The 14,141-nt window shown below is 36.3% G+C and carries 11 protein-coding genes and 1 pseudogene; all 12 read left to right on the top strand.

Features of this window, described 5'->3' with window-relative positions; genetic code table 11:
- The first annotated feature begins 14 nt into the window (after nt 1-14).
- Entirely contained in the window at nt 15-812 is a 798-nt protein-coding gene (gene recX / locus EUI_RS0106030) for a recombination regulator RecX (protein ID WP_010016799.1), read from the top strand.
- Between the two features lie 2 nt (nt 813-814).
- Nucleotides 815-1,087 (top strand): hypothetical protein, encoded by a 273-nt coding sequence (locus tag EUI_RS0106025; RefSeq protein ID WP_010016798.1) that lies wholly within the window; start codon nt 815-817, stop codon nt 1,085-1,087.
- A gap of 68 nt (nt 1,088-1,155) precedes the next feature.
- Nucleotides 1,156-1,725 carry a nucleoside tri-diphosphate phosphatase gene (gene ntdP / locus EUI_RS0106020; protein WP_010016797.1) on the top strand — a complete coding sequence of 190 codons (570 nt, stop codon included), beginning with the start codon at nt 1,156-1,158 and terminating at the stop codon, nt 1,723-1,725.
- Between the two features lie 112 nt (nt 1,726-1,837).
- Nucleotides 1,838-5,374 (top strand): PD-(D/E)XK nuclease family protein, encoded by a 3,537-nt coding sequence (locus EUI_RS0106015; RefSeq protein ID WP_010016796.1) that lies wholly within the window; start codon nt 1,838-1,840, stop codon nt 5,372-5,374.
- Complete coding sequence (gene addA / locus EUI_RS0106010; protein WP_010016795.1) at nt 5,352-9,080, top strand: helicase-exonuclease AddAB subunit AddA; 3,729 nt, start codon at nt 5,352-5,354, stop codon at nt 9,078-9,080. Before EUI_RS0106015 ends, addA begins: the two co-directional genes overlap by 23 nt.
- A gap of 57 nt (nt 9,081-9,137) precedes the next feature.
- Complete coding sequence (locus EUI_RS0106005) at nt 9,138-9,827, top strand: rhomboid family intramembrane serine protease (protein WP_010016793.1); 690 nt, start codon at nt 9,138-9,140, stop codon at nt 9,825-9,827.
- Nucleotides 9,824-10,030, top strand: a complete 207-nt coding sequence (locus EUI_RS0106000) for a YqgQ family protein (protein WP_010016791.1) — start codon at nt 9,824-9,826, stop codon at nt 10,028-10,030. The genes EUI_RS0106005 and EUI_RS0106000 overlap by 4 nt, the downstream gene beginning before the upstream one ends.
- 163 nt (nt 10,031-10,193) lie before the next feature.
- A complete protein-coding gene (locus tag EUI_RS0105995; protein ID WP_010016790.1) occupies nt 10,194-11,162 on the top strand; it encodes an ROK family glucokinase in 969 nt (322 codons plus the stop codon).
- 151 nt (nt 11,163-11,313) lie between these two features.
- Nucleotides 11,314-12,102, top strand: a complete 789-nt coding sequence (gene map / locus EUI_RS0105990; RefSeq protein WP_010016789.1) for a type I methionyl aminopeptidase — start codon at nt 11,314-11,316, stop codon at nt 12,100-12,102.
- A gap of 15 nt (nt 12,103-12,117) precedes the next feature.
- Nucleotides 12,118-12,753, top strand: coding sequence for a sugar transferase (locus EUI_RS0105985; RefSeq protein WP_010016788.1), 636 nt, complete (start codon nt 12,118-12,120; stop codon nt 12,751-12,753).
- Nucleotides 12,754-12,874: 121 nt separating this feature from the next.
- Complete coding sequence (locus EUI_RS0105980; RefSeq protein ID WP_010016786.1) at nt 12,875-13,654, top strand: DUF4422 domain-containing protein; 780 nt, start codon at nt 12,875-12,877, stop codon at nt 13,652-13,654.
- 272 nt (nt 13,655-13,926) lie between these two features.
- Nucleotides 13,927-14,141: pseudogene (locus EUI_RS10105) on the top strand (CHAP domain-containing protein); the annotation flags it as partial.

The raw sequence follows: 14,141 nt of genomic DNA, 5'->3' as shown, positions 1-14,141 counted from the left end.
CGTACAATAGAAATATGAAAACGATTACGAAAATTGCAACACAAAAAAAATCAGGACGTTACAGCATTGATTTAGATAAACAATTTGCGTTTGGTGTGTCTGAAAGTGTGTTAATTAAATATGGCTTGGCAAAAGGTCGTGAGCTTGATGATACGTTAATTGAACAAATCAAGCATGACGATGAAATTGCTAAAGCGTTTAATACGGCAATAAATTATTTAGGCCATGCTTTACGGACAATTAAACAAGTGAAACAAAAATTAACTGAAAAAGAGATTTCTGAAGATATACAGGCCCAGGCGATTGCACAGTTAAAAGAATTAGGGTATCTTGATGATGCCAATTATGCCATGCACTATGTGTCAACAAAGAAGTTAATTAGTCCTAAAGGGCCAAATACTATAAAAATGGATTTGAAGCAGGCCGGAATATTAGAAGACGATATTGAGGTGGCACTTGCGTCTTACACTTATGAAGAACAAATTGAAATTGCTCAAAAAATGGCGATTAAATTTGCCAATACTTACAAACGTGAGTCCACACGCGCTAAGCAACAAAAAATTATCCAAGCCTTAGCGAATAAAGGTTTTTCATTTGATATTGGTCAAACTGTTGTATCAGAACTTGATGTTGGGAATGATGATACAACTGAGTTAGATAATGTTAAAAGGCAAGCAGAAAAGCTCTGGCATCGTTATCGAAATGAGCCAGTGAGTCAACGACAGTATAAGACAAAAAGTCATCTTTATACCAAAGGTTATAATCGTGAAGTTATTGATATCATCATGCTAGCACTTGAAAGTGAGTCTTAATCATGCAGATTTATGATTCAAAAGTCATACAAATAAAGCTGTCGGCGGCAGAGCAACAAGCGGGTAAGATAGCACAAGAATTACAAAGTTTACAAAAAGCAGACAGCATTGATAATTATATGCAGCAGCAAATCAAGACATTGGAAAATCAACTGCCAAATTTAAAATTAATTATTATACAGTTAAAAAAACAGCTTATTTCTGCTAAAAAGTCTAACCAAAAAACAAACACGCAACATTTTGTGCGTAGTAATAACCATCGCAATGACTTGTAGTCTATCATTTGATCGTGAAATTTGATACAATTAAATAGAAATTCGGTGTCAGAAGAGTAGGTACGATCATGAGCTTTGATAAGTCGAATCGCGGGCCACGCGAGGGTGATTTCATCACGATCAAAAGTTACAAGCATGACGGCTCGTTGCATCGAACTTGGCGCGATACCATGGTTTTGAAAACCAGTGAAAATGCTATTATTGGATTAAATGATCATACTTTAGTAACGGAAGATGATGGTCGTCGCTGGGTGACTAGGGAACCGGCGATTGTTTACTTCCATAAGAAGTATTGGTTTAATATTATTGCAATGATACGTGATAATGGTGTGTCGTACTACTGTAATTTAGCATCACCTTATGTTCTAGATAAAGAGGCGCTAAAATATATTGACTACGATTTAGATGTTAAAGTTTTTCCAGATGGGGAAAAGCATTTACTTGATGCAGATGAATATGCTGCTCATAGTAAAAAATGGCATTACCCACCAGAAATCGATCAAATTTTGAAAGCACATGTCAAAATTTTAGTGGACTGGATTAATGAAGGCACAGGACCTTTTTCACAAGGTTATATTGATGTGTGGTATGCAAGATATCAGCATTTGATGCAGCAGCGGCTTAAAGATCGTCGTTGAAAAGAAAGGCACGCAAATATTTGTGTGCCTTTTTGTGTGATAAAATATAGAAAGAATAAACGATGTGTGAGATAATGTACTAATTTTTGGGCACATATGAAAAGAGGGTCAAATGGCACTAACAATTTATATGAATCATGCACGCACTGATCTACGGCATGCCTTATTACAAGATGTGCAGACGAAAACGCAACAAGATAAAACGTTAACAGTTTATTATATCGTACCAAATCATGTTAAGTTTGATAGTGAGGTCGATGTTCTAAGACAATTTGCAATAATAAATGGTCAAAATCCTAAAAAAGAATTATATGCACAAAGTCGCTTACAAGTATACTCATTGTCACGATTGGCGTGGGCGTTGTTAAAAAATTTGCCTGATATACAACCAAATATCATACAAAATACAGGTTTATTTATTATGGTATCAGATATATTGCGGGACTATGCAGGACAATTGCCCATTTTTGCGCGTATGCAATCTAAAAGTGGATTCATATCAGCACTAGTCAAACAGTTAGTAGAGTTACGTGCCAGTCATATTACACCACAAGATTTATTGCAAATTTTAAATGATACGAGTCATGATGCAACTTTTTTACACCAAACACTTGGCAGCAAGTTACGTGATTTAGCAATTGTTGCGGATGCCTTAGATAGAAAAATAGGGCAGGAATACATAACTGCGCAGGAAGTTTTGCCTTTTTTTGCTATGCAGTTAGCAAAATCATCCCTAAAAAATGTGGCATTTTATTTTGATGGTTTTAATGGCTTTACGAGTGCTGAGATGCAAGTGATCACGCAATTGGTTGCAAAATATCCGGTGTCAATTGCACTTTTAGGGCAGGCTGATAGATTAGGAAAACAACAAGATGGCGATGTCTTTAATAAACCGATGTATACAGCGCAACAACTCATACATACTGCTCAAACATGCGATCAAAAAGTGCAGATAAACGCGCCAAAACAGTTACGTCATCTAAGCCAAACAACAAAACAAGTTTTATTGGCTTGGGAAAGTTTAGGTGAATACCGCGCTTTTAATGGTGAAAAAGAGCATGTTAACTTACAGACATTTGCTGCCAAAAATACAATTGTTGAAATACAAGAAGTTGCGCGACGCGTTCGACGGTTACTAGTTAATGAACCTGAACTGCGCTTACGTGATATTTTAATTTTGGCGCGTGATTTAACACCATATACTGCACATATACCAGAAGTGATGGCACAATTTGACTTGCCTTACTTTCTAGATAATGATCAACCAATGGCTAATCATCCATTGGTTGAGTTACTATTGAATTTGTTATTACCTCAAAAAGATAGATTTCAATATCAAAATGTGATGGCTATTTTGAAAACAAGTTTGTTACGTCCTTACTTGGATGGTGTATTAGTTCCTGAAAAAGAATTTTTCGATGTGATGGGTTATTTTGACAATTATCTTTACGCAAATCGACCGTATGAAACAACTTGGCGTAATTTAGATAAACCATTTGAACTATTCACAGTTGTTGATCAAGTAGACGAGGATGATGTAACAATTACTTCAGATGACAGTATAGTCAATCGACGAATTGAAACCATGCGTCGATTTATATTGTCAGCATTTGACGATTTACAACGACAATTGGATCAAGCAAAAACAATGCGGCAAGCAGCGACAAATTTGGTATTGTGGCTGGAAAAATACCATGTTGTCGATGCTATTTTAGAGCAACGTGATGTCTTACTTGCGGCAGGTGAATTAACACGTTCACGTCAAGGGGAACAGGTTTGGCAACTATTTATTCAAACACTTGATGATATTGTAGCAATCAATGGTGAACAAACATTTGATCTGACAGTATTTAAAGAAGTATTGCGCACTGGTTTTTCTGCGGCAAAATTTTCTGGAATTCCTAATAATTTGGACCAATTGACAATATCTGAAGCAGGTATTGTTCAAAGCAATCATTATAAACAACTTTTTTTTATTGGTGGTACACGCACAAATTTACCAGCACAAACAAAAACAAATGCGTTAATTAATGATGCTGAAAGATTAATTGTACAACCAGCTTTGCAAGAAGCTGGCACAGCAAAGTATTTACAGAATACAGCACAACAACAAATGGCAGAAGAAAACCTACTATTTTATGGTGCCTTGGCTACAACAACAAGTGGGATAACATTCTCATATCCTATTTTAGATGCAACTGGTAAAATATCAGAAATATCGCCTTTTTTCAAAAGATTAACAGATACTTTTGATATTACGATTGAAAAAATTAGTAATGTCCCACATAGCAGTGTTGATTTGTTAAAGCATTATATTGGTACACCTAGAGCGACGTTGTCTGAATTAGTGAAAATCATACCAACACAACAAACAACAGCAGCTTTTAAAGCAGTTCAAAATGCTATTAGTCAGCAACAAAAAGAGCGTTTGATACGTGTTTTACAGGCGCCAAACTATCGCAATACGATTCAGACTTTAAAACCGGAATTTGTGCAGGCGCTATTTGGTGAACAATTAAATGTTTCCATATCTCAACTAGAAAGTTATTATAATAATCCCTTAGGCTATTTTTTGCAATATGGTTTGAAATTAAAAGAACGTGTGACCAATGAGTTGAACGTGTCCCAAACAGGCACACTTTATCATGCAGTGCTTGAAGGTGTCCTGCAGCGATTAATTCAAGAAAATATTAGCTTACGAGATATAAAAACATCAGCCTTGATAGTGTTATTACAGCAAGAGCTGGCTTCTCAACTCATGTTACCAGAATATAACTTGTTACAAGAAAACGGTAAAATGCGTGCGATACGAGATTATTTGCAAAAAGTGAGTGAAACATTGTTAACCAATTTGCAGCGTGCTGCTCGTGTTAATATTGCGCGACCTAGTGCCGTCGAAAAATTATTTGGCTTTCCGGATAAAAATGCGTTACCAGCTTTAAAATTTTCTCGAGGAAATTTTAATATGCAAGTACGTGGTAAAATTGATCGTTTTGATATTCAAGATAACACACAAGTATTTGGTACAATTATTGATTATAAATCGAGTGGGAAACAATTTGATTGGGGACAAGCATTTGATGGGCTACAAATGCAATTATTAACATACTGGCAGGCAGCGCAAATGAATGCTGAAGCACTTGGTGTCGAAGCCATTGGAGGTGCATTTTTTGCACAAATAGCCCCACAAAAGCGACTGATATCAGATTTCAAAGGCGATGTTAGTGCACTTTTAGATGGGCAAGTGAGACCAGATATTTTTAAATATCGCGGTCTATTTGTTTCAGAAGAAGATTATATCGATAGTTTAGATAATTTATCTGACAGTAACAGCTCACAATTTTATCAACTCAAGAAGAAAAATGATGGCGAACTTTACGCCAATAGTGACTTTGTAGCTGCGCAAGATTTTGCATTATTATTAAAACGTAATACTGATAATATTATGTTTGCCGGAGAGAGAATATTGGCGGGTCTTTTTCCTTTAAAACCTACGGCAGCAAGCTTACAGTACACACCATATGTTGATATTTTACGGTTTGATCGATCATTAGGTGATACTTATCGACCAGAAGCACCTAAAGGCAAGGCCAATATTTTAAAAATTTTACAGGAGGCAGATGATAATGGCGACAACATTTACAATTAATCAGCAACGTGCAGTTGAAGAAACAGGTCATAATATTTTAGTTGCAGCCTCAGCTGGTTCTGGTAAAACAACTGTTTTAATTGAGCGTCTCATTCAAAAAATTTTATCTGGAACCAGTGTTGAAAAATTTTTAATTGTGACCTTTACTAATGCAGCGGCTAAGGAAATGCGAGAACGTTTGGAGACAGCGCTTGAAAAACGTATGCAAACGGCTGATAACCAGACGAAACGTTTTTTACAAGAACAACTGTTGTTACTACCGGCGGCTAATATTTCAACAATAGATGCCTATGCATTACGTTTAATTGAAAACTATTATCATGTGATTGGCTTAGATCCACAGTTTCGCCTACTTTCAGATACTGCGGAACGCGATCTATTGCGCCAAGATGTGTTAGACGAAGTATTTGCGTCATTTTATGAAGAATCTCACGAAAATCATGCAGATTTTTTGGCGCTGGTCACTAATTTCAGCAGTCCAAGTGATGATACGCAATTGAAACAAATTGTTTTAAAATTAGCAGATTTTGCAGAAGCACGACCAGATGGTGACGCGTGGTTGCAACATTTAAATGATAATGAGATGTCAAAAAATAGTGATATCACACAGTCAACTATGTATCAAAATGACGTGTTGCCAATTGTATCTGATATGATTAACCACCTTTTAGATTCAGCAACGGCTGCACAATCTTTAGTTGAGGGCATACCCGAGTTTAAAAAAACACAAGCAGGGTTCATTACCATTATTGACTATTTGCAGCGCATTCAGCTAGATTTGATGGATGTAACATGGGATAACTTACGTGACAAAGTGATTCAAATGCCAAAAATAAGTATTGAAACTCGGGCAAGCAAGGGGATAAAAGACGAACCAGACATGTTGTCTATTTTAGCTCAGGTGACAGCGGTTAAAAATAAAATTGTTGGTTCCAAATCTGATTTAAACCAATTAATAGACTCATTTTTTAGATTTGATCAAGCGAATTGGCAAAAAATACAATGCGCAACGGACGAATTAGTGCACACACTCATTGTCGTTACACAAACTTTTCGTGTAGCCTTTGCGCAATCTAAGCGGGAAACCAAACTGGTTGATTTCCCGGATTTAGGTGCGTTAGCATTACAAATATTAGCCGATGAGCCAACACGAAAAACAGTTAATGGACAATTTATTGAAATATTAGTTGATGAGTATCAAGATATCAACCAGTTACAAGAAACACTACTATCTCAAGTATCAAACGGGAAAAATATGTACATGGTTGGGGATGTCAAGCAGAGCATTTACGGCTTCCGTCAAGCAGATCCCACGTTGTTTACAAGCAAGTATAAGCAATTTGCCACGACAGAAAATGACGATAGTCGAATTGAATTAGCTGATAATTTTAGATCACAAAACAACGTGACACGAATGACAAATTTGCTATTTACGCAATTAATGGATGAAAAATTAGGGGATATTGCGTATGCTGGTGAGGCGAAATTAGTTCCAAAAGCGACGTATCCAACTGCAGTACCGGCGGTATTTGATATTGACATCATAACAAAACAGGATTCGAATCTTGTAGTGAACGATCAAGAAGAGACACAGGTATTTGAAAAACGCCAAGCACAGTATGCACACTTGGCTGATAAAATTTTGAAGTTACGGGAAACAATGCTATTTGATCGTAAAATGACGCCAGCAGGTATGCGGCCTGTGAATTATGCTGATATCGCAATTTTAACCCGATCAAAATCTGGTTATATAGACTTAGTGGCTACTTTGCGAGAAGCAGGTATTCCTGTCCAAGTGGAATCTGTGGGTAATTATTTTCAAACCATGGAAGTTTATTTAATTCTTGATGTTTTACGTGTGATTGATAATCCACATCAAGATATACCATTGGCTGCTGTACTACGTTCACCACTATTTGATTTTACAGAAAATGATCTTGCAGCTGTGCGTTTAGCAGATCAGAAGCATGATTATTGGTCAGCATTACAAAAATTTTCTAAAAACGATACACATAGTAAAAAAGTTATCGCTTTGTTTGATAAATGGCATTTACTGGCTATTCAAAATGATTTGGTCACTTTAATTTGGACCATATTTGATGATACTGCCTGGCTGGATTATGTTGCAGGTATGCCTGGTGGGACACAGCGGCAGGCTAACTTGCATGCTTTGTATGAATATGCACGCACTTATCAAAACAATACGAATGCTGGGCTGTTTAGATTTGTGCGTTATATCGAACAGTTGCAAGAAAATGATGGTCAATTAGGTGAAGCGCCACAAGAATCTGATGTACAAGCAGTTCGTCTGATGACGATTCACGCCTCAAAAGGACTAGAATTTCCAATCGTAATTTTACCAGAATTTGATAAGGCATTTAATACAAAAGATTTGACTGGTAAGGTCTTACTTCAAAAAGATGCAGGCATTGGTATTGATTACTTACAACCTGACGCGTTGGTGTCTATGCCAACCTTACAAAAATTGACAGTGCAACAAGCTATTAAACGGCAAAGTTGGTCGGAAGAAATGCGGTTGCTTTATGTAGCATTGACACGTGCTGAACAACAAATATATGTCATTGGCACGGTTGCAATTGATGAGAATGGGCAAAACAAACAGCTATCTGACCTATGGCAACGTGCTAAAAACACTGTCGGACAATTTTTAAATGAGGATTTACGTTTGACGGCCAAATCTTATTTGGCATGGTTAATCATTAGTTTAGCACGTACTAAAAATGATGTCCTTGAAAATTGGTTAGGTGATGGCGATGCACCACGTTTATTAGGTTCAGAAACGGCACTGGATGCCGAATTAACTGTGAATTTTATATCTGAAAACGACATTGTTTTACAACAATCATCAGATACATTCAGTGCTGATGAAAAGACAATAAACGCATCCTATGATGCAAATGACTATGTGCAAGCTCAAAAAATTTTGGCTTATGATTATGAAAACAAAGCTGCCAGTAACACAGCGGCTTACCAATCTGTTACTGAAATGAAACGCTTGTTTGAAGATCCAGATCGTCTTAACTTGAAGACCTTAGACATCAATGAAGATGGTGATTTCAAACCTGCTAATGAATTGGTTAACCAAAGTTTAATGCTACCGGGATTTATGACCGATGGCTCGCATAAACCATCAAGTGCTGCAATTGGTATAGCGACACATCTATTATTACAACTCATTGATTTTAAGCAAATACAAACACAGCAAACAATAGAAAAATTACGTGATAATTTAGTCAATAGTAAACGCATCTTGCCACAAGTTGCAGCATTAATTAATATTGAACAATTAATGGCTTTTTTAAACACATCATTCGCTAAGCGTTTGAAACAGCATGCAGATACATTGCAGCGAGAAGCGACATTTGCGATGATTATGCCAGCTAATCGTATTTACCATACATTGACTGATGATGCCCCGGTATTAGTTCATGGTATTATTGACGGCTATTTTATTGATGAAACAACACAATCAATTACTATTTTTGATTATAAGACAGACTTTATTAGGCATGATCGTGTGATAGAAGAGTTACAAAAAATGCAAACGCGGTACCAAGGACAGCTAAGACTATATCGGCAAGCCTTGCAGCAAGAATTTCCAACATATACTTTTCATGACCCACAAATTATAGCCTTAAGTGTTGGTCAAGTTATCAGTGTGACATCACCTCATGTGACTGGATAGATGCAGTCAGACCGTTTGATTTATCTTTCTTGTCAAGAATAGTGTAAAATAAAGACTATGTTATTAACTCTGAAACAACAATTTAAAAATACACCAGTGACAATTAGTATTTTTGTCTTAACTGTCCTTGTTTTTTTCGCCGAATTTCTTATTGGACGGGGACAAACCGATAATGGCAGCCTGCTAGTCGCTTTTGGTGCAAAATGGGGACCATATATTAAAGCGTATGATCAATATTGGCGACTAGTGACGCCAATATTTTTACATGCGGGAGTTATGCATATACTGACCAATATGCTGACGTTATGGTTCATTGGTCCCATTGCTGAAGAAACATTTGGGAGTCGTAAGTTTTTAGGATTGTATTTATTTGGCGGTATTGTCGGTAATATTATGTCTTATTTATTTGCACCCTTGACAGTTTCCGTCGGTGCCTCTTCGGCACTTTTTGGCATGTTTGGTGGATTGATATTATATGCTATACAGTTTAAGCACGACCCTCGTATCCGTGCGCAAGGCACAATGATGGGACTTTTTGTCGTTCTAAATTTAATGTCTGGTTTTTTTTCAACAGGTATTGATATGTGGGGACATATTGGTGGTCTAATCGGTGGCATGATGTTTGCTGTTATGTTTGGTTTCTATGGCCGTTCTGGAAAATATCCAATGGCTTGGCGACTGACAGTGGCTGTGGTAACGGTTTTGATACTTGCACTCGCTTTGATTGCAAAAGGAGGCGTTTCATGAAAAGTTTTTATGACATACTAACCTATTTAAAAACGTTTGGGGTTTATATTCATGTTGGCAAACGGCTGTGGGATATTGAGATAGCTGCATTAGAGGTTGATAATTTAAAAAAAGCAGACGTTATTGATAATAAAAAATATGCCGTAATGAAGTTAATATTGGCACATGAACATCGGTTGGAAGAAGAAAATCCAAGTGATTAATTCTGATAAACAATTGTTTACTGAAAGTTATGAAAACGCTTGCAATTTGCAGGCGTTTTCTGTTAAAATGAGTTGGTAATCAACTTACTAGGAGGAAACGTGTGCTGTACCGTTTGATAGAGATTTAATCTCGTCTATGGCGGTACGTTGCACTTTTAAGATAATGGCTAAAGATAAATTAATCGGTGTTGACCTTGGTGGCACAACAATTAAGTTTGCTATTTTGACTGAAGCTGGCGAAATTCAACAAAAATGGTCAATTAAAACGAATGTTTTTGATGATGGTGTACATATTGTACCAGATATTATTGAATCAATTAATCATCACCTTGACTTATATCAATTAGATCCAAAACGTGTGATTGGTATTGGTATGGGCACACCTGGGACGGTAAACCGGACAACTGGCACTGTGACTGGGGCTTATAACTTAAATTGGAAGACAGAACAAAGTGTTAAAGCAGACATTGAATCTGGTACTGGGTTTTCGTTGACACTGGACAATGACGCTAACGCTGCAGCACTTGGTGAGGCTTGGAGAGGTGCTGGTAATAATGATGACGAAGTATCATTTATCACACTTGGTACCGGTGTTGGTGGGGGCTTAGTGTCCAATGGCCAACTGATTCATGGAACTGCCGGTGCAGGGGGTGAAATTGGGCATGTTGTTGTTGAGCCCAATGGTTACTTGTGTACTTGTGGGAACAAAGGTTGCTTGGAACAATATACTTCGGCGACTGGTGTTGTACACTTAGCACAAGATTTTTCTGAAGAGTATGTTGGTTCATCAAAGCTAAAACAATTAATTGCCGATGGGGATGAAGTCACTTCAAAAATTGTGTTTGATTTAGCAAAAGATGGTGATTTTTTGGCTAATAAGGTCATTGATAAAGTGGCATATTACTTAGGCTATGCTACAGCAGCTATGTCTAACATATTAAATCCATCAGCCGTTGTTATCGGTGGTGGTGTGGCCGCAGCGGGTGAGTTTTTACGTGCCCGTGTAGAAAAAAATTGGCAAACATTTGCATTTCCAACAGTCAGAAGTACAACACGTGTTAAATTAGCCGAATTAGGTAATGATGCTGGCGTCATTGGCGCAGCATCATTGGCACGTGTTAACACTAATTAAATAAGTAGGATTAGTAACAACCACCTGGTTGTTTTTTTTTGACGCGTTTTTTAATAAATAACATTTTATCAGCTAAAAAAGGTATAATGTAAGGTATTGTTAATTAAATAATAAGCTATAATCGACTTGTTTTACAGAAAGAAGATACAACATGATTACTTTAAAATCACCAAGAGAAATAGAAGCAATGCGCCAATCCGGCGCAATTATTGCTGGTATGCATCATATGTTACAAGACTTAATTAAACCTGGGATTGATACATGGGAAATTGAAACAAAATCACGTGACTATATTGAAAGTCATGGTGCCGTACCTTCACAAGTTGGATTTGAAGGCTTTAAATATGCAACAACAATTAGTGTTAATAATGAAGTAGCTCATGGCTTGCCTCGTAAAGGGTTACATTTAAAAAATGGTGATTTGGTCAAAGTAGATACAGTTGTTGCGCTTAAAGGCGCTGTGTCGGATTCAGCATGGTCTTATGCTGTGGGCGAAGTAACGCCTGAAATACAAAAGTTAATGGCTGTGACAAAAAAGGCCATGTATTTAGGAATTGATCAAGCAGTTATTGGTAATCGCATTGGCGATATTGGCAATGCAATTCAGCAATATACTGAAGTTGAAAATCATTATGGTGATGTACGCCAATATATTGGTCACGGTGTTGGGCCAACAATGCATGAAGAGCCACAAGTACCACATTATGGTAAACCAGGCCATGGCATTCGTTTACGCGAAGGCATGGTTATCACTATTGAACCAATGATTAATATTGGCGGCTGGGAAGTTGATACTGATGATACGGCTGAAGATGGTTGGACTGTTACAACTAGTGATGGCTCATGGTCAGCGCAATATGAACATACACTAGCAATTACAAAAGAAGGACCAAAAATACTAACAAGTCAAGATGCAAAATTCGATGCAAAATATTTGTAAAAGTAGGTTAAAAATTTGAAAATCAAGCCAAAACACAAATCATATTTAATTACTAAACGACTCATTGATGTGGCTTTTGCGTTACTTGGATTAATTGTGTTATCTCCCATATTTGTGATCGTATTTGTGATTTTAAAAATAGATAGTCCAAAATCATCGGCATTATTTGAACAACAACGGATTGGTAAAAATGGTAAACCGTTTCACATTTATAAATTCCGATCAATGGTGCCAAATGCTGAGGAAATTTTAAAAGCAGATAAGGTATTATACGAAAAATATGTTACTAGTGGCTATAAACTGCCAACAAAAGAAGACCCACGAATTACAAAACTAGGTTCCTTTTTGCGTCGTTCAACAATTGATGAATTACCACAATTTTGGAATATGTTGATTGGTGATATGAGTTTAGTAGGGCCACGTCCGATCGTTGCTGAAGAGTTAAAAGAATACGGTGATCAAAAGGATATATTTTTGTCAGTTAGACCTGGTGCATTGGGTCTATGGCAAGCTAGTGGCCGGTCACTAATTGAGTATCCAGAACGGACACAGATAGAATTAGAATATGTTGCAAATGCAGGTTTTTTTTATGATATTAGTATTGTATTTAGAAACGTGATTGCAATTTTTAAATCTAAAGGGGCCTATTAACTGATGAAAGAATTAAATAAGTCAACGCTGCTTTCATACAAAAAATAGGTAACGCTAAAATAAAATATAGTCTCTACTAGCTAATTCGATATTGTAGAGCTAGATGATTTGGTAAAAAATTATGGTTGATAAAATTCAAATCTTGGTAGCAGCACACAAAAAAGCACCAATGCCTCAAAAAGAATGTATGTATACACCGATTCAAGTTGGATCAGCACTTGCTTCTGAAAGATTTGCTGGATTTTTATTCGATGATAATGGAGTCAATATTTCTGCTAAAAATCCATATTTCAATGAATTGACGGCTTTATACTGGGCAAGACATAATTCTGATGCAGACGTTATTGGACTTGTACATTATCGCCGGTTTTTTTCAATTTCGAAGAAAAAAAGTTTAAGTGCAATTTTGTCTGAGCCGGATTTACGTGAGTTGTTAAAAACAACCACTGTTATCGTACCTAAAAAGCGACGATACTGGATTGAAAGTAGTCAGTCACATTACCGTCATGCACATCATGGTGAATCATTAGATGTGTTACGTGCTGTAATTGCAACACGTCAACCAGAATATTTAGATGTTTACGATCGAAATATGGCACGTAGCTGGGCACATATGTTCAATATGTTTATTATGAAGCGAAATGAATTTGACGCGTATATGGACTGGTTGTTTGATATACTATTTGCAGTTGAAGTGCAAATACAAGATGATGTTGTGCAGTGGGATAACTATGAACAAAGAGTTTACGGATTTTTAAGTGAGCGTTTGTTGGATGTTTGGTTGGATAAAAATCATATCAATTATCAAGAAGTTCCCGTGATTTTTATGGAAAGACAAAATTGGCTGCTTAAAGGGGGAAAATTTTTGGCACGAAAGATTGGCATAGGACGAATTGTATAAAGAGTTGGGAAATGTTTTCATAAAAAATGAATTTCATGTTAAATCGCATATAGTTTGAGGTTAAACCAATATTGTATATTTTTAACATTTTTTGGTATTGTTCATTCAGAGTCGCGCATAATTTGGGATAGTAAATAATTTAATTATTTTTAATGAAATAAATTTTTTAATAGTTTAGTTTACTGAAGTTAACTGTTTTTAGCTTTAACGTTTTATACTCAGCAACAGCATAATATACACGTAAATGTTTTTCTAAAAAGAAAGAAGAAATAATGAGTAGAAATACTTTTTTAAAAATTATAATGATACCATTTGTTTTAATTACTATTATGATCATTAAGGAAACAACAGTTTCTGCTAATATAAATAATCAAGAAATTGTTAATGAACACGGTGCACTGTTAAGTCAACTGGTTTATGGTGATAGTAATACATTTGTGAGCAATGATGTTCAAAATGGATTTATAAATAACAATAGTCAAGTATA

The sequence above is a fragment of the Leuconostoc gelidum subsp. gelidum KCTC 3527 genome, assembly GCF_000166715.1.
Classification (GTDB): Bacteria; Bacillota; Bacilli; order Lactobacillales; family Lactobacillaceae; genus Leuconostoc; species Leuconostoc gelidum.
Note: the sequence above shows the minus strand (reverse complement) of the source record. Positions and strands in the feature narration are given on the sequence as shown.